The sequence below is a fragment of the Pseudomonas sp. GW822-FHT03F08 genome, assembly GCF_058801265.1.
Genome location: NZ_JBXANC010000015.1, coordinates 37524 through 54226, shown reverse-complemented (window position 1 = coordinate 54226; position 16703 = coordinate 37524). Strand labels below are relative to the sequence as shown.

Here is a 16703-nt window from a genome sequence, read left to right as displayed (position 1 = left end):
CCTATTTCAGAGGCGGCTGGAGAGATCGTCCAGGGCCGCGCGTAAATCCGTGAAGCGGAAACTGAATCCGGCTTCCAGCAAGCGTGCCGGCGTGGCCCGTTGGCCACCCAGCAACAGCAATGACATCTCGCCGAGCCCGACCTTCAAGGCGAGGGCCGGCATCGGCATGAACGCCGGGCGATGCAGCACGCTGCCCAGCGTCTTGGCGAATTCGCGATTGCGCACAGGTTTCGGTGCGCACGCATTATAAGGACCGCTGGCCTGATTGCGGTGCAGAAGAAAATCAATCAGGGCGATTTGATCGTCGATATGAATCCACGACATCCACTGCCGACCATTGCCCAAAGGCCCGCCCAGTCCGAGTTTGAACGGCAGCAACAGGCGCGACAAAAAACCGCCCTCGGCCGACAGCACCAGCCCGGTCCGCACCAGCACCACACGAATGTCCATCGCTTCGGCACGCTGCGCGGTTTCTTCCCAGGCAATGCACAACTGACTGGCGAAATCGTCGATCACCGGTGGCGAATCTTCGGTCAACTCGCGCTCGCCGCCGTCACCGTACCAACCCACCGCCGAGCCGGAGATCAGCAGTGACGGTTTCTGCCCGCGATTTTCCAGCCACGTCAGCAACGTTTCGGTGAGCGTGATGCGACTGCTCCACAACACGGCTTTACGCCGATGGGTCCACGGCCGGTCGGCAATCGGCGCGCCGGCGAGGTTGACGATCACGTCGACCGGCTCGTCGCCAAAGTCCTCCAGACGCGCAATGCCACGCACTGGCGCTCCACAGATTTTCGCGACTTTTTCCGCGCGACGACTCAGCACGGTCAAGCGATGTCCCTGCCCCAACCAGTGCCGGCAGAGCTGACGTCCGATCAATCCAGTACCGCCGGTCAGCAATATGTGCATGACATCTTCCTCGCGTGGCGTTTTACCCCGATCCCTAGTCTATTTTTATAAGCAGGGATCTTTTCTATCGGGCAGGCTCTATTGTTTAACAATAGGCCAAGCTGTCAGAGCGAAAACGCTGGAAGTTATACCAAAAAACAAAATTGTACAGGTTTCATCCACGGCGTAGTCTGTACAGAAAGGTAAACGAGGCCCCTATGACTGTACCTATCGCAATCATTGGCACCGGCATCGCCGGACTCTCCGCCGCCCAGGCCCTGACAGAGGCCGGGCACAGCGTTCAGTTGTTCGATAAAAGCCGTGGCAGCGGCGGGCGCATGTCGAGCAAGCGCAGTGACGCCGGCTCGCTGGACATGGGCGCGCAGTATTTCACCGCCCGCGACCGACGCTTCGTCACCGAGGTCCAGCGCTGGCAAAGCCAGGGCTGGGTCGCCGAGTGGACGCCGCAGCTCTACACCTATCATGGCGGGCAACTGAACCTGTCGCCGGACGAGCAGACCCGCTGGGTCGGCACACCGCGCATGAGCGCCATCACCCGTGGCTTGCTCGACGGCCTGGAAGTGCACTTCGCCTGCCGGATCACCGAGGTCTATCGCGGCGAAGAACACTGGCACCTGCAAGATGCCGAAGGCTTCACCCACGGGCCGTTCAGCCATGTGGTGATCGCCACCCCGGCCCCACAGGCCACCGCGTTGCTGGCCGCTGCGCCGAAACTCGCCGGGGCTGCTGCAGGCGTGAAGATGGACCCGACCTGGGCCGTCGCCCTCGCCTTCGACACGCCACTGGATACACCCATCGAAGGCTGCTTCGTACAGGACAGCGCCCTGGACTGGCTGGCCCGCAACCGCAGTAAACCGGGGCGCGACAACACCCTCGACACTTGGGTCCTGCACGCCACCAGTGCCTGGAGCCGGCAGCATATCGATCTGCCCAAGGAAGCCGTGATCGAGCAATTGCACGGTGCCTTCGCCGAATTGCTGCACAGCGCCATGCCCGCGCCCACCTTCAGTCTCGCCCACCGCTGGCTCTATGCCCGCCCATCCACCAGCCATGAATGGGGCACGCTGGCGGATGCCGATCTGGGGCTGTATGCATGCGGCGACTGGTGCCTGTCGGGCCGGGTCGAAGGCGCGTGGCTCAGCGGTCAGGAAGCTGCACGTCGCCTGCACGAACACCTGCAGTGAACCGCTTCAATCCGCGCAAACTGCTGCTGTCGAAATGGACAGCAGCCCTCCCGCAAAACCGTGAAAAGCATTTTCTGATAACCAGACTATTCTGCGACGAGGATGGCACGGTGCTGGAGATTGAATTACACGCTGTGTTGACCCGACACAGCACGCAGTTGGACTGGCACGCATTGCAGGACGATGCGCACTGGAAAATGGGCTGGCTCTAGTTCTCGCCAAAATCCTGTACAAATAAATTGACTTGTACACCCTTGAATCTATGCTGAAGGAATGTTGTACAGAATAATTATTTTGTACAAATTCAGATTCGAGGTGCCTCCATGTCCGAACCGTCCCCACCCAAGATCGCCATCAGCGCCTGCCTGATGGGAGCCGAAGTGCGCTACAACGGCGGGCACAAGGAATCGCGGCTGTGCACCCGCACCCTCACTGAGTATTTCCAGTTCGTCCCGGTCTGCCCGGAAGTCGCGATTGGCCTGGGAATTCCCCGCGAGCCGATTCGTCTGGTCGGCGACCCGGATCATCCACAAGCCCTCGGCACTGTTCATCGCGAGACAGACGTCACCGATGCGCTGTCCGCTTATGGCCAGAAAATGGCCACCGAACTCGATGACATCTGCGGCTACATCTTCATGCAGCAATCGCCGTCCTGCGGGCTGGAGCGGGTCAAGGTCTATCACCACAACGGCGCGCCGATCGGCAGCGGGCGCGGGATCTACGCCCAGGCCTTCTGTGCCCGGCACCCAGATCTACCGGTGGAGGAAGCCGGACGATTGAACGATCCGGTCCTGCGGGAAAATTTCATTACCCGAGTGTTCGCCTACAGCGACTGGCAGCAGGTGCTCGAACACGGCTTGAGCCGCCGCGCCCTGACCGACTTCCATTCCCGCTACAAGTACCTGCTGATGGCCCATAACCCGGTGCAATACAAGGCGCTGGGCAATCTGCTGGGCAACATGGGCCGGATCGATCCGGTGGAGCTCGGCCCGCGCTACTTCAGCCAGTTGATGGCAGCGCTGACCACCTGCGCCACACGCCGCACCCACAGCAACGTGTTGCAGCACATCTGCGGTTACCTGAAACGGGCCATCAGCGCCGAAGACAAACAGGAAATGCAGCACGTCATTGGCCAGTACCGCCACGGCATCGTGCCGCTGGTGGTGCCGCTGACGCTGCTCAAGCATCACTTTCGTCAACACCCCGATCCGTACATCGCGCAACAGGTTTACCTGCAACCGCACCCGGAAAACCTCAGCCTGCGAAACGCCATTTGATGAACGACTCACCCGACAGCAGCGCCCGCGAAGACCTCGGCGCCGACTTCAAGAAAGCCCTCGACGACGGCTGGCTGCCGATCCGCGAGGTCGCGCGCCAGACCGGCGTCAACGCGATCACCCTGCGCGCCTGGGAACGCCGTTACGGATTGATCGTGCCCCAGCGCACGCCTAAAGGTCATCGTTTGTATTCGGCCGAACACGTGCAGCGCATCCAGACCATCCTCACCTGGCTCAACCGGGGTGTTGCGGTCAGTCAGGTCAAACCGCTGCTCGACACACCGCAAGCCTTCAACGAGCCGCTGGAAAACGAATGGCAGCCGTTGCATCAAGCCGCACTGCAGGCGGTCATCCAATTGAACGAACGCAGCCTCGACGACAGCGTCAACCAGGCCATGGCGTTGTACCCGCCGCGAACCCTGTGCGAGCAATTGCTGATGCCGTTGCTGGCGGAACTCGAACAGCGCTGGCAGGGCCAGTTCGGTGCGCAGATGGAGCGGGTGTTCTTTCACGCCTGGCTGCGTAGCAAATTTGGCGCACGCATCTACCATAACAACCGTCAGTTGCGCGGTGCGCCACTGCTGCTGGTCAATCATTCGGACTTACTGCTGGAGCCGCACCTGTGGCTCTGCGCCTGGCTGATCAGCAGCGCCGATTGCCCGGTGCAGGTGTTTGACTGGCCGCTGCCGGCCGGGGAACTGGCGTTGGCAGTCGATCATCTGCAAGCCCGTGGCGTACTGCTGTATTCCAGCAAAGCCATGAACCTTGCGCAGTTGCCGAAGCTGTTGAATGGCGTCAGCTGCCTGAAAATGATTGCCGGACCAACGGTGTGCATCCACCACGCCGAGTTGTCCGTAAGAACCTCCGAGATCGCTGATCTGTACCTGGCCGAAGATCCTCTGGCGGCGCATCAGGTGCTGATAGAGCGAGAGTTGATTTGATGAAGACTGTCGAGAACACCATGCAATTGATCTGGCTGCGCAGCGACCTGCGCCAACATGACAACACCGCCCTGACGGCCGCCGCCGAGCGTGGCCCGACCGTGGCCGTGTACCTGTTGAGCCCCGAGCAATGGCAGAAACATGACGACGCCCCGTGCAAGATCGATTTCTGGCTGCGCAACCTGCGGGAGCTGAGCAAAAGCCTCGCAGCACTGAACATCCCGTTGTTGATCCGCAGCGCCCCGCGCTGGGATCAGGCGCCAGCGGTGCTGCTTGAGCTGTGCCGGCAATGGAAGGTCGAGGCCGTTCACGTCAACGAGGAATATGGCATTCACGAAAGCCGCCGCGATGCAGCGGTTGCGCGAGCCTTGCAAGCCGAAGGCATCACGTTCCACAGCCACCTAGATCAATTGCTGTTCAAACCCGGTAGCGTGTTGACCAAGACCGGCACCTACTTTCAGGTGTTCAGCCAGTTCCGCAAAGTCTGCTACGAACGTTTGCATCGCTCGATGCCGGCGCTGATAAAGGCGCCGTCGGCGCAGGTCCCGCTGAATATCGACAGCGACCCGGTGCCCGAATCCATCGAGGGTTTCCCGACACCCGGCCAGGCCCTGCGCAACCTGTGGCCCGCCGGCGAAACCGAGGCCCAACGACGCCTCGACACCTTCGCCGACGTGCAGATCGACTATTACAAGAGCGAACGCGACTTCCCGGCCAAGCCTGGCACCAGCCAGCTCTCGGCCTATCTCGCGGCGGGTGTGATCTCGCCGCGCCAGTGCCTGCATGCCGCGCTGCAAACCAATCAGGGCGAATTCGAAAGCGGCAAGGTCGGCGCCGTCACCTGGATCAACGAGCTGCTGTGGCGCGAGTTCTACAAACACATTCTGGTGGGTTACCCGCGGGTGTCCCGGCATCGCGCGTTCCGCCCAGAAACCGAAGCCCTGGCCTGGCGCGATGCGCCGCAGGAACTGGCGGCCTGGCAGGAGGCGCGCACCGGCCTGCCGATCATCGACGCGGCCATGCGCCAATTGCTCGAAACCGGCTGGATGCACAATCGCCTGCGGATGGTGGTGGCGATGTTCCTGACCAAGAACCTGCTGATCGACTGGCGTGAAGGCGAGCGTTTTTTCATGCGCCACCTGATCGACGGCGATCTGGCGGCGAACAACGGCGGCTGGCAGTGGAGCGCTTCAACTGGCACCGATGCAGCGCCGTACTTCCGGATTTTCAACCCGGTCAGCCAGTCGGAAAAATTCGACAGCGAAGGCCTGTTCATCAAACACTGGCTGCCTGAACTGGCCGGACTGAACAAGAAGGAAGTGCACAACCCGGCGAGCGCTGGCGGGCTGTTCGGGGTGGCGGACTATCCACCGCCGATCGTCAACCTGAGCACCTCGCGGGAGCGGGCACTGAGCGCGTTCAAGAACCTGCCGTCACGCCAGGCGGCCGGAGGCGGGCATGAGTGAATTTCTGCGCCGTTTCGCCCGCCAGTTTGCGCAGTTGAACAAAGACAACCTGCACAGCCTGGGCGCGCTCTACAGCGAGGACATTCATTTCACCGACCCCTTGCACGAGGTGCAGGGGCTGACGCAATTGCGCAGCTACTTCAGCGAGCTCTACGCCAATGTCAGCGAGCTGCGGTTCGACTTCCACGGTTTCGACCAGATCGGCGACTGCGAAGGTTACCTGCGCTGGGTCATGAGTTACCGCCACCCGCGTCTGGCGGGCGGGCGATTGATTCGCGTCACGGGCTGCTCGCACCTGCTCTGGCGCGACAAGGTTTATCGCCACCGGGATTACTTCGATGCCGGGGCGCTGCTTTATGAACATCTACCTGTATTGGGCCGGGTGATTGCCTGGCTGAAAAGGAGACTGGGATGAGTCGTTCAACGCCACGCCGTTATTGGCTGACCGGCGCCAGCAGTGGCATCGGCGCAGCACTGGCGGAAGAAATTCTGAAAACCGGTGCACACCTGGCGGTCAGTTCCCGTCAGGTCACACCACTCAAAGCGCTGTCGCAACGCTATCCGGGCCAAGTGCTGGTGCTGCCGGGGGATTTGACCAACAGCCAGACCGTGCGGGAAATCGGTGAACAGATCGCGATGGACTGGGGGGCGTTGGACAGCGTGATTCTCAACGCCGGCACCTGCGAGTACGTCGATGCCCAGCAGTTCGACGCCTCGATCATCGAGCACGTGGTGCGCACCAACCTGCTCGCCAGCAGCTACTGCATCGAAGCCGCCCTGCCCTTGCTGCGCAAAGGGACCGCGCCGCATCTTGTGGGCATGGCCAGCTCCGTCACTTATGTGCCATTGCCTCGGGCCGAAGCTTATGGCGCATCGAAGGCCGGGTTGCGGTATCTGTTCGAGTCGTTGCGCATCGATCTGGCGGACGAAGGCATTGAAGTCACGGTCATCAGCCCGGGCTTTGTCGAAACACCATTGACCGCCAAAAACGATTTCCCGATGCCATTGAGCTGGCCTGCGGAAAAAGCGGCGAGTCACATCTTCGGCAGACTCAAGGAGCGGCCTCTGGAGATAGCCTTTCCGGCGCTGTTCATGGCTGCGCTCTGGCCATTGTCGAAAATGCCGGCGCGGGTACAACTGGCGATTGGCAAACGCATGGTGCGGCGCAGCCCGCCGCTCAGGGATCTGACGTGAACATCGCCATTGTCGGCAGCGGGATCGCAGGCCTGACCTGCGCCTACCTGCTCAATCGCCGACATGACGTGACGGTGTTCGAGGCCGGCGACCGGGTCGGCGGCCATACGCACACAGTAAAAGTGACGGTGGATGGGCGAGATTACGCAGTGGACACCGGGTTCATCGTGTTCAACGACTGGACGTACCCGAACTTCATTCGCTTGCTCGGCCAGTTGGGCGTAACCGCCAAGGCCACCGAGATGAGCTTTTCGGTGACCGACCCCGACACCGGCCTGGAATACAACGGCAACAACCTCGACAGCCTGTTCGCCCAACGCAGCAATCTGTTGTCACCGGGGTTCTGGGGCATGCTGCGCGACATCCTGCGCTTCAACAAGGAAGCCCGGCGCGACCTCGCCGAACAGCGGATCGCCAGCGACACCACGCTGGACGATTACCTCAAGGCCGGCGGTTACGGCGAGCGCTTCATCCTGCATTACATCCTGCCGATGGGCGCGGCGATCTGGTCGATGCCGATGGCCCAGATGCTGAACTTTCCGTTGCAGTTCTTCGTGCGGTTCTTCGAGAACCACGGTTTGTTGTCGGTCAGCAATCGTCCGCAATGGCGAGTGATCGAGGGCGGTTCGAGTGCTTACATCGCGCCGCTGACCGAGTCTTTCAAAGAACGGATCCGCGTGAACTGTCCGGTAAACCGGATCGATCGCAACGAACACGGCGTGGTTATCCACAGCCCCGCCGACATCGAACACTTCGACAAAGTCGTGCTGGCCTGCCACAGCGATCAGGCATTGCGTCTGCTGGCCAATCCCGGCAGTGCCGAGCGGGAGATTCTCGGTGCCCTGCCCTACGCCGACAACGAAGTGGTGCTGCACACCGACACCCGCCTGCTGCCGACGCGCAAACGGGCCTGGGCCAGCTGGAACTATCGCCTCGGCGGGGCCGGCCATACCCAGGCGGCCGTCACTTACGACATGAATATCCTGCAAGGCATCCAGAGCGACACCACGTTCTGCGTCAGCCTCAACCAGAGCGCCGGCATCAGCCCGTCCAAAGTGCTTGCCCGTTTCACCTATGCCCATCCGCAATTCAGCCTCGCAGCGGTGGCGGCACAACAGCGCTGGGCCGAACTCGACGGAGCACAACACACCCATTATTGCGGCGCGTACTGGGCCAATGGTTTTCATGAAGACGGCGTGGTCAGCGCTTTACGCGTGGCCGCCGCGTTCGGAGAAAGCCTGTGAACAGCGCGCTCTACAGCGGCTGGATCGCCCATCGGCGATTCGCTCCGCGCCGTCATGAATTCCGCTACCGGATCGGCCTGATCTATCTCGACCTGGCCGAACAGGACGCCGTGCTGAGCCTTTCGCCCTTGGCAGGCGCGAGCCGGTTTGCCCCGTTCTCATTTCGCGAGACCGACTACCTCAAGACCTTCACCGGTCGTGGTGTGCGGCTGATCGATGCCGTGCGCCTGCTGGTCGGTGAGGCCCTCGGTCACGAGCCGCAGGGCTCGATCTGCCTGCTGACCCAGCCTCGCAGTTGGGGCCTGGCATTCAACCCGGTGAGTTTCTTTTATTGCCACGAGGCCGACGGGCAACTGGCGGCGATTCTCTGCGAAGTCAGCAACACGCCGTGGCGCGAGCGCTATCACTATGTGCTGCCGGCGCGGTCGCCGACCAACGTACGCGACTTCCACCAGCATTTCGCCGTGGCCAAGGCGTTTCACGTTTCGCCTTTCCTGCCGCCGGATCTGGAATACCGCATGAGCTTCAGCCCCGCCGCGCAAACCCTGGGCGTGCACATGGCCGACTGGCAAGGCGAGCAAAAACTGTTCGACGCCACGCTCAACCTGAAACGCGAACCTCTTGATCGACGCAACCTGCACCGGCATCTGTGGCGCTTTCCCTGGATGACCGCCAAGACCGCCCTCGCGATCTATTGGCAGGCCCTGCGATTGCTGCTCAAGCGCACCCCGCTGTTTCCCCATCGGACGGCCGACGACAGCTTTCGAACCGCCACTGCGTCTCCCGAGGAGCACCGCCATGAAATCCTCTAGTGTTTCGGCCAGAGCCGCCATCCCGTTCAGTACGCACGGCATCACCGGTTCGCTGCTGCGCCGCGGTGTTCTGCGTCAGCTCGCACAGCTCAAGCATGGACAACTGGTGGTGATCGAGGACGGCGAACGCCAGGTCTACGGCACCCCGGGCAGTGCGTTGCTGGGCGAGATTCATGTCCTTGATGCGGCGGCGTGGGGCATGGTCGCGGGCAACGGCTCGATCGGTGCGGGTGAAGCCTTCATTCACGGTTACTGGAGTTCGCCGGACCTTACGGCGGTAGTGCGGGTCTTCGTCAGCAACCTTGAGGTGCTCGATGGCATGGAGGGCGGACTGGCGAAAATCGGCCGGCCGCTGGTGCGTGGTCTGCACTGGCTTAACCGCAACACGCGCAAGGGCTCGCAGAAAAACATCGCCGCGCACTACGACCTCGGCAACGATCTGTTCGAGCAGTTTCTCGACCCGACCATGATGTACTCGGCGGCGCAGTTCCTGCACCCCGACGACAGCCTGGAACAGGCGCAGCTGAACAAACTGGAGCGGATCTGCCAGAAACTCGCGCTCAAGCCCGGCGATCACCTGCTGGAAATCGGCACCGGCTGGGGCAGCATGGCGCTGTACGCCGCGCAGCACTATGGCTGCAAAGTCACCACGACCACGCTGTCCAAAGAGCAATACGCGTTCACGGCCCGGCGCATCGAAAGTCTCGGCTTGCAGGATCGAGTGACGCTGCTGCTCAAGGACTACCGCGACCTCACCGGCCAGTACGACAAACTGGTATCGATCGAGATGATCGAAGCGGTCGGCCATCGCTTCCTGCCGACCTACTTCAAGCAATGCGCGCACCTGCTCAAGAGCAACGGCCTGATGCTGCTGCAAGCAATCACCATTCGGGACCAGCGTTACGAGCAGGCGAAACGCGGCGTGGATTTCATCCAGCGTTACATCTTCCCCGGCGGCGCCCTGCCCTGTGTGCAGAAGATGCTCGAAATCGTCAGCCGCGACACCGACATGAACCTGCTGCACATGGAAGATTTCGGCCTGCACTACGCCCGGACCCTGCGCCTGTGGCATGAGAACTTTCGCCATGCCCACGGCCGTCTGAGCGAATTGGGCTACGACGATTATTTCCTGCGGCTGTGGGAGTTTTATCTGTGCTACTGCGAGGGCGGCTTCCTCGAACGCACCATCGGCACCGCGCAATTGCTGTTGGCCAAACCGGCGGCCATGCCGGCACCGCTGCTCGGGCGCTTCGATGCTTGAGCGGATCGCCAACGCCGTTCTGTTCCAGATTGGCTGGCTGGCCTGCGTGCTCGGCGGCAACAGCCTGTGGTTGCTGGTGGCGCTGGCGGTGCTGGTGATTCATCTGCGCTGGATCAGCAGTTGGGCGGCGGAGGGTCGACTGATTCTCAGCGTGGTGATTCTGGGTACGGCCGTGGACAGTGGCTTGCGCGGCCTCGGGGTGTTCGAGTTCAAGGATTTGTCGCCGCTGATTCCGCTGTGGCTGATGTTGTTGTGGGCACTGCTCGCCACGACGTTACGCCATTGCCTGCAATGGAGCGCCCGGCCCTGGTGGCTGGCGGCTCTGCTCGGAGCCGTCGGTGGTGCGTTGTCGTATTGCGCCGGTGGACGACTGGCCGGAGTGCAATTTCCCTACGGCGAGTTACCGACCTTGATCGGCATCGGTCTGTTGTGGGCGCTGCTGTTTCCGTTGTTGCACCAACTGTCCGGGCATCTGGAAGACTGATCGTCTGTCAGAGCTTTCACACGCATACCGGGCACTGCCGTACACTGGCGCCCATGAAAACCATTCCCCTCCAGCCAATCGACGAGCCCGCAGTCACCTGTTCGACCTGCGCGGCCTGCTGCTGTCAGCTCGAAGTCATGCTGATCACCGACACCGGCGTGCCCGAGCGCTATATCGATACCGATGATTGGGGTGGTGAAGTGATGTTGCGCCTGGACGACGGCTGGTGCGCGGCACTGGATCGCGACACGATGATGTGCACGATCTACGAAAAACGCCCGCTGATCTGCCGCGAATTCGAAATGGGCGCCCCGGAATGCATCGACGAACGCCAGGGGATTGCCACGGCGTATCGCTGAATACAAAAAAAGGAGCGCCGGGCGCTCCTTTTTCATGGGTGTTACAGCGGCATCGAATAATGCAACGAGTAGCTTTCTACCCCGTCGTTGTTGCTCGACATGCCGGCGTTGGAATAGTGAGTCGCGCGAATCCCCACCTCGTGCCCGCCATGGAAGCGCAAACCGAAACCGAAACGGTCTTCGAACTGGAAGGCTTGGCCGATCTTGTTGCCTTCGTATTCGGTGTTGGAAAACACCGCAGCGCCGATGCCGGCCTCGACGTACGGCTTGATCGACTCGCCGGAAAACTCGTAAACAAACACCGGCGAGAACGACAGGCTGTTGTTGCTGGAGCCCTTGTCGCCTTCCCAGTAGGTGTAGGCGCCACTCCAGTAACCGGTCAGGCGACCGACATCGCTTTGCAGCCAGCTCTTGTCCCAGTCGAAATTCATCCCCAGGCGATACGTCATCGTTGAATCGCTGGTGGCCCCAACCCCGAATTCCACACCCGCGGCTTGCGCGGTAAAACTTTGCCCCATCAGTGCGGCCGCAATCGCGGCCAAGCAGAATAGTCGCTTCACTTGAAACATCCTTTTCCGAACGGTCGTATGGTTTTTAGTTTGCTTGACGCTATAGAAATCGGCGTTTGAACAGAAGTTCAGCTGATTTTTCAGTTATGACGCAACTTTTTTACAAACCGAAGCTTTGCACATCGCCGGGCAATTGTCCCAGCAATGGCAGGATGTTTTTCAGGGATTGCGGATCGGCACTGGTCCAGAATTTCGCGGGGCGGTTCGGGCCCTCGGCGAGCAATTCGCGCTCGGCCAGCAGACGCTGAAGTTGCCGGGCCACAGCGGCGCCGGTGTCGATCAGGCTGATGTCGTCGGGGAGCATCGTCTTGAGCATCGGCTTGAGAAACGGATAGTGGGTGCAACCGAGAATGATCGTGTCGCAGCCTGCGCCCAGCAGCGGTTCGACGTAGTGCTGAAGCAACTGACGCAGCGCTTCGCTGTGCAGGTCGCCGTTTTCGATCCGCTCGACCAGTCCCGGGCAAGGTTGGGTAATGACCCGAATATCGGTGGCAAAACGATCGAGCAAGGCCGCGAATTTCGCGCTCTGCAAGGTGCCGGTGGTGGCGAGTACGCCGACTACTCCGCTGCGAGTGGCGGCAGCAGCCGGTTTGACTGCCGGCTCCATGCCGACAATCGGCCAGTCGGGGAAGTCACGCCGCAGGTCAGCGACGCCGGCCACGGTCGCGGTGTTGCAAGCGATCACCAGCGCCTTGGCGCCCTGCTCGCGGAAAAAACCGGCCATCACGCTGCAACGCTCGCGAATGAACTCCGGGGTTTTCTCGCCATAAGGAATGTGGCCGCAATCGCCGAGGTAGAGCAGCGATTCATTGGGCAGCAACTGCTGGATTTCCGCCAGCACCGACAGGCCGCCGACGCCGGAGTCGAATACGGCGATCGGCGCCTCACGCATGGTGCGAACCACAGACGCTGCACCCCGGATCACGCTTGACCCGCAGTTCACGGAAGCGCGAGCCCAGTGCATCGATCAACAGCAGACGACCCACCAGTGGCTCGCCGAATCCTGCCAGCAACTTCAACGCTTCCAACGCTTGCAGGCTGCCGACCAGGCCAACCAGAGGACCGACCACGCCGGCCTCGCTGCAGGTCAGTTCGGCTTCGCTGCCGTGACCGTACAGGCAGTGGTAGCACGGACTTTCGGCACGACGCGGGTCGAACACCGAGAGCTGCCCTTCGAGGCGGATCGCCGCGCCGCTGACCAGCGGTTTGCGCGCAGCCACACACGCAGCGTTGACTGCTTCGCGAGTGGAGAAATTGTCCGAACAGTCGAGCACCAGATCCACCGCAAGCACGGCAGCAGCGAGGGAGTCCTCGTCCAGCGCCTGGCGATGGGGCACCAGTTGAATTTCAGGATTGATCGCGCTCAGGCGCTTGAGCGCCGAGTCGACCTTGGTCATGCCGACGCTGTCGGTGTCGTGGATGATCTGGCGTTGCAGGTTGGTCAGGTCGACCGTGTCGAAATCCGCCAGATGCAATTCACCGACACCCGCCGCCGCCAGGTACAAGGCCACCGGTGCGCCGAGACCGCCGAGGCCGACGATCAGGACACGGCTGTCCTTGAGCTTCAACTGGCCATCGATGTCGATGTGTTGCAGCAGGATCTGCCGACTGTAGCGCAACAATTCCTGATCATTCAGCACGGCAGGCGCCCCAGGCTGATCCGTTGATGGCCGCCCAGATCGGTGCGGCTGTGGACTTCTTCGAAACCTTGCGTCAGCAGCAGATCGCGCACGGCTTCGGCTTGATCATAGCCGTGTTCGAGCATCAGCCAGCCCCCGGCCTCCAGATGTGCAGGCGCCTGGGCAATGATCAGGCGTATATCGTCGAGCCCGTCGACGCCGGCCACCAGCGCGCTTTCCGGTTCGAAACGCACATCGCCTTCGACCAGATGCGGATCGGCGGCGCGGATATACGGCGGGTTGCTGATGATCAGCTCGAAACGCTTGCCTTCGAGGGCACTGAACCAGTGACTGCTCAGCACCGTGGCGTTGTTCAGGTGCAGGCGCTGACGGTTGCGTTCGGCCAGGGCCACGGCTTCCAGCACACGATCCACGGCGGTGACGTTCCACGCCGGGCGCTCGCTGGCCAGAGCGAGCGCAATTGCGCCGCTGCCGGTGCCGAGGTCGAGCACTTTGGCCGGGGTCGCCGGGAGCAATTCCAGTGCGGCCTCCACCAGCAGTTCGGTGTCCGGACGCGGGATCAACGTGTGTGGCGCGACTTCCAGATCGAGCTTCCAGAAACCCTGCTGGCCGAGAATATAGGCCACCGGTTCACCGCTGCGACGACGCTGCAGATATTCGGCGAAGACCATCACGGCTTCGCTCGGCACGATGCGCTCGGGCCAGGTGTGAAGAAAACTGCGCGACTTGCCCAGCGCCGCGGCAAGGAGCAGTTCGGCGTCCAGGCGCGCGGTGGGTGAGTCCGGCAGTTCGGCGGCGCGCAACAGGCTGGCGATGATGGTCATTTATTCACCTATCGCTGCAAGTTGGTCGGCCTGGTATTCGGCCAGCAACGGCTCGATCACCGCTTCGACGCCACCGGCGAGGATTTCGTCGAGGGAATACAGGGTCAGGTTGACGCGATGGTCAGTGACCCGGCCCTGGGCAAAGTTGTAGGTGCGGATGCGTTCGGAGCGGTCACCGGAACCCACCAGCAATTTACGCTCACTGGCGATGGCGTTGGCCGCCGCTGCGGTCTGCTGGTCGTTGAGTTTGGCCGACAGCCAGGCCATCGCCCGTGCACGGTTCTTGTGCTGGGAACGTTCTTCCTGGCACTCGACCACGATGCCGGTCGGCAAGTGGGTGATACGGATCGCCGAGTCGGTCTTGTTGACGTGCTGACCACCGGCCCCGGAGGATCGGTAGGTGTCGACGCGCAAGTCCGCCGGGTTGATCTCGATCGCTTCCTGCTCGTCCGGCTCCGGCAACACGGCCACGGTGCAGGCCGAGGTGTGGATCCGGCCCTGGGATTCGGTGGCCGGCACACGCTGCACGCGGTGGGCACCGGACTCGAACTTCAACTTGCCGTAGACGTTGTCGCCTTCAACCCGGGCGATGACTTCTTTATAGCCGCCGTGCTCCCCCTCGTTCTCCGAGAGGATTTCCACCCGCCAGCCACGCCGCTCGGCGTAACGCGAATACATGCGGAACAGGTCGCCAGAGAAGATCGCCGCCTCGTCACCACCGGTGCCGGCGCGGATTTCGAGGAACACGTTGCGCCCGTCGTTCGGGTCCTTAGGCAGCAGCATGCGCTGCAAGGTGGCTTCCAGTTCGATGAGTTGCTCTTTGGTTTCGCGGACTTCTTCCACGGCCATTTCACGCATGTCCGGGTCGCCGTCCTTGAGCAGCGCCTGGGCGCCTTCCAGGTCGGCCTGGGCTTTGAGCAGCTGTTTATAGGCTTCGACGACCGGCTCGACTTCGGCGTATTCCTTGGAATAGGCGCGGAATTTGGTCTGGTCGGAAATGACTTCGGCGTCGCCAAGCAGCGCCGTCAGTTCCTCGAAACGGTCCTGGAGGATATCCAGCTTATTGAGCAGTGACGCTTTCATTGCGGTTTTTTATCCGAAAAGCTATCCGGTGAGCCCTCGAGGGCAAAGAGTTCCTGGGCCATGGCCAGCGCATCGAGGCGGCCTTCGGCAGAAAGCTTTTTCAACTGTACGCTCGGGGCGTGCAGGAGTTTATTGGTCAGGCCACGGGCCAACTGGCCCAGCACGTCTTCGGCGTTGCCACCGTTGGCCAGCAGGCGCAAGGCCTTTTGCAGCTCTTCGTCGCGCAGGCGTTCGCTCTGTTGACGATAGGCCTTGAGCACATCGACCGCCGCCAGTTCACGCAGGCGCACCATGAAATCGTCGGCACCGACCGAAACCATCTCTTCGGCCGCTTGCGCTGCGCCCTGGCGGCTCTTGAGGTTTTCGGCGACCACTTCGTGCAGATCGTCGACGCTATAGAGGTAAACGTCGTCGAGTTCGCCGACTTCTGGCTCGATGTCACGGGGAACGGCGATGTCGACCATGAAGATCGGCTTGTGCTTGCGCAGCTTCAGGGCGCTTTCCACCGCGCCCTTGCCAAGGATCGGCAACTGACTGGCGGTGGAGCTGATGACGATGTCGCTGCGCACCAGTTCGGCCGGGATGTCCGAGAGCAGCACCGCGTGCGCACCGAACTGTTCGGCCAGCAGGCTGGCACGCTCCAGTGTGCGGTTGGCCACCACGATACGCTTGACCCCCAGCTCATGCAGATGGCGGGCGACCAGGGTGATGGTCTCGCCGGCGCCGATCAGCAGGGCCTGACTGCGTTGCAGGTCGCTGAAAATCTGTTTGGCCAGGCTGACGGCGGCAAACGCCACGGACACCGGGTTTTCACCAATGGCAGTGTCGGTGCGCACTTGCTTGGCAGCGTTGAACGTTGCCTGAAACAACCGGCCCAGCAACGGCCCGATGGTGCCGGCCTCGCGGGCCACGGCGTAGGCCGATTTCATCTGGCCGAGGATCTGCGGTTCGCCCAACACCAGCGAATCGAGCCCGGAGGCGACCCGCATCATGTGACGAACTGCCGCATCATCTTCGTGCACATAAGCACTCGCGCGCAGCTCATCGAGGCTTAAATGGTGATAGTCGGCCAGCCAGCGCAGCACGATATCGGCCGAAAGCTGATCCTGTTCTATATACAGTTCACTGCGATTGCAGGTGGAAAGGATCGCAGCTTCGCGGCTGTCGGTGAGTCGGCAGAGCTGCTGCAAGGCCTCCACCAGCTGCTCAGGGGTAAAGGCCACGCGCTCGCGGACGTCTACTGAAGCAGTCTTGTGGTTGATACCGAGTGCAAGGAAGGCCATTCAAGGTCGCTGATGGTGACGTGAAGCCGGCAATTGTCCTACTTCGTCAGATTCAGAACAACTACCGCTGACTATTGTCCCAATTGTCCGCCCCTATAATGGCCACAATCGAGACTCGGTTATGTTTGGCCGAAGGCTTGTGTCATGATGATCCGACCGCAGGTTAGTCGTCC

At 61.6% G+C, this 16703-nt stretch carries 19 protein-coding genes; 12 read left to right on the top strand and 7 right to left on the bottom strand.

Annotation, left to right across the window (positions count from 1 at the left end; translation table 11 throughout):
• Positions 1-6: 6 nt before the first annotated feature.
• Positions 7-909: a TIGR01777 family oxidoreductase gene (locus AC1RME_RS28355; RefSeq protein WP_096822765.1), complete on the bottom strand. Its 903-nt coding sequence runs from the start codon at positions 907-909 to the stop codon at positions 7-9.
• Between the two features lie 197 nt (positions 910-1106).
• Between AC1RME_RS28355 and AC1RME_RS28350 the strand changes: the two genes are divergently transcribed.
• The 12 genes from AC1RME_RS28350 (at position 1107) to AC1RME_RS28295 (ending at position 11131) form a co-directional block, all read left to right on the top strand.
• Positions 1107-2093 (top strand): NAD(P)/FAD-dependent oxidoreductase, encoded by a 987-nt coding sequence (locus AC1RME_RS28350; protein WP_096822763.1) that lies wholly within the window; start codon positions 1107-1109, stop codon positions 2091-2093.
• The gene (locus AC1RME_RS28345; protein ID WP_096822761.1) at positions 2090-2305 is read left to right on the top strand and encodes a TIGR02450 family Trp-rich protein; all 216 of its coding nucleotides are present in this window, start codon (positions 2090-2092) and stop codon (positions 2303-2305) included. The genes AC1RME_RS28350 and AC1RME_RS28345 overlap by 4 nt, the downstream gene beginning before the upstream one ends.
• Before the next feature lie 111 nt (positions 2306-2416).
• Positions 2417-3370: a YbgA family protein gene (locus AC1RME_RS28340; RefSeq protein ID WP_096822759.1), complete on the top strand. Its 954-nt coding sequence runs from the start codon at positions 2417-2419 to the stop codon at positions 3368-3370.
• Positions 3370-4311 carry a MerR family transcriptional regulator gene (locus tag AC1RME_RS28335; RefSeq protein WP_493073512.1) on the top strand — a complete coding sequence of 314 codons (942 nt, stop codon included), beginning with the start codon at positions 3370-3372 and terminating at the stop codon, positions 4309-4311. The genes AC1RME_RS28340 and AC1RME_RS28335 overlap by 1 nt, the downstream gene beginning before the upstream one ends.
• A 20-nt stretch (positions 4312-4331) precedes the next feature.
• Positions 4332-5777, top strand: coding sequence for a deoxyribodipyrimidine photo-lyase (gene phrB / locus AC1RME_RS28330; protein ID WP_493092035.1), 1446 nt, complete (start codon positions 4332-4334; stop codon positions 5775-5777).
• Positions 5770-6192, top strand: coding sequence for a nuclear transport factor 2 family protein (locus AC1RME_RS28325; protein ID WP_493092033.1), 423 nt, complete (start codon positions 5770-5772; stop codon positions 6190-6192). Before phrB ends, AC1RME_RS28325 begins: the two co-directional genes overlap by 8 nt.
• Positions 6189-6971 (top strand): SDR family NAD(P)-dependent oxidoreductase, encoded by a 783-nt coding sequence (locus tag AC1RME_RS28320; protein WP_096822753.1) that lies wholly within the window; start codon positions 6189-6191, stop codon positions 6969-6971. The genes AC1RME_RS28325 and AC1RME_RS28320 overlap by 4 nt, the downstream gene beginning before the upstream one ends.
• Positions 6968-8215 carry an NAD(P)/FAD-dependent oxidoreductase gene (locus AC1RME_RS28315; RefSeq protein ID WP_493092032.1) on the top strand — a complete coding sequence of 416 codons (1248 nt, stop codon included), beginning with the start codon at positions 6968-6970 and terminating at the stop codon, positions 8213-8215. The genes AC1RME_RS28320 and AC1RME_RS28315 overlap by 4 nt, the downstream gene beginning before the upstream one ends.
• Positions 8212-9027 carry a DUF1365 domain-containing protein gene (locus tag AC1RME_RS28310; RefSeq protein ID WP_096822749.1) on the top strand — a complete coding sequence of 272 codons (816 nt, stop codon included), beginning with the start codon at positions 8212-8214 and terminating at the stop codon, positions 9025-9027. The genes AC1RME_RS28315 and AC1RME_RS28310 overlap by 4 nt, the downstream gene beginning before the upstream one ends.
• The gene (locus tag AC1RME_RS28305) at positions 9014-10288 is read left to right on the top strand and encodes a class I SAM-dependent methyltransferase (protein ID WP_493092031.1); all 1275 of its coding nucleotides are present in this window, start codon (positions 9014-9016) and stop codon (positions 10286-10288) included. The genes AC1RME_RS28310 and AC1RME_RS28305 overlap by 14 nt, the downstream gene beginning before the upstream one ends.
• Positions 10281-10772 (top strand): DUF2878 domain-containing protein, encoded by a 492-nt coding sequence (locus AC1RME_RS28300; RefSeq protein WP_096822745.1) that lies wholly within the window; start codon positions 10281-10283, stop codon positions 10770-10772. Before AC1RME_RS28305 ends, AC1RME_RS28300 begins: the two co-directional genes overlap by 8 nt.
• 53 nt (positions 10773-10825) lie before the next feature.
• Positions 10826-11131, top strand: a complete 306-nt coding sequence (locus AC1RME_RS28295; RefSeq protein ID WP_096822743.1) for a YkgJ family cysteine cluster protein — start codon at positions 10826-10828, stop codon at positions 11129-11131.
• A gap of 41 nt (positions 11132-11172) precedes the next feature.
• Here AC1RME_RS28295 and AC1RME_RS28290 read toward each other — a convergent pair whose 3' ends face one another.
• The 6 genes from AC1RME_RS28290 to hemA all read right to left on the bottom strand — a co-directional run bounded on the left by AC1RME_RS28290 (position 11173) and on the right by hemA (position 16530).
• Positions 11173-11691, bottom strand: coding sequence for an acyloxyacyl hydrolase (locus AC1RME_RS28290; RefSeq protein ID WP_096822791.1), 519 nt, complete (start codon positions 11689-11691; stop codon positions 11173-11175).
• A 109-nt stretch (positions 11692-11800) separates the two neighbouring features.
• The gene (gene murI, locus AC1RME_RS28285; RefSeq protein WP_096822741.1) at positions 11801-12592 is read right to left on the bottom strand and encodes a glutamate racemase; all 792 of its coding nucleotides are present in this window, start codon (positions 12590-12592) and stop codon (positions 11801-11803) included.
• Positions 12585-13340 carry a molybdopterin-synthase adenylyltransferase MoeB gene (locus tag AC1RME_RS28280; protein ID WP_096822740.1) on the bottom strand — a complete coding sequence of 252 codons (756 nt, stop codon included), beginning with the start codon at positions 13338-13340 and terminating at the stop codon, positions 12585-12587. Before AC1RME_RS28280 ends, murI begins: the two co-directional genes overlap by 8 nt.
• Positions 13334-14164, bottom strand: a complete 831-nt coding sequence (gene prmC, locus AC1RME_RS28275) for a peptide chain release factor N(5)-glutamine methyltransferase (RefSeq protein WP_096822738.1) — start codon at positions 14162-14164, stop codon at positions 13334-13336. The genes AC1RME_RS28280 and prmC overlap by 7 nt, the downstream gene beginning before the upstream one ends.
• Positions 14165-15247: a peptide chain release factor 1 gene (prfA, locus tag AC1RME_RS28270; protein WP_096822736.1), complete on the bottom strand. Its 1083-nt coding sequence runs from the start codon at positions 15245-15247 to the stop codon at positions 14165-14167. It lies immediately after the preceding gene.
• Complete coding sequence (hemA, locus tag AC1RME_RS28265; RefSeq protein WP_007951716.1) at positions 15244-16530, bottom strand: glutamyl-tRNA reductase; 1287 nt, start codon at positions 16528-16530, stop codon at positions 15244-15246. Before hemA ends, prfA begins: the two co-directional genes overlap by 4 nt.
• Between the last annotated feature and the right edge of the window lie 173 nt (positions 16531-16703).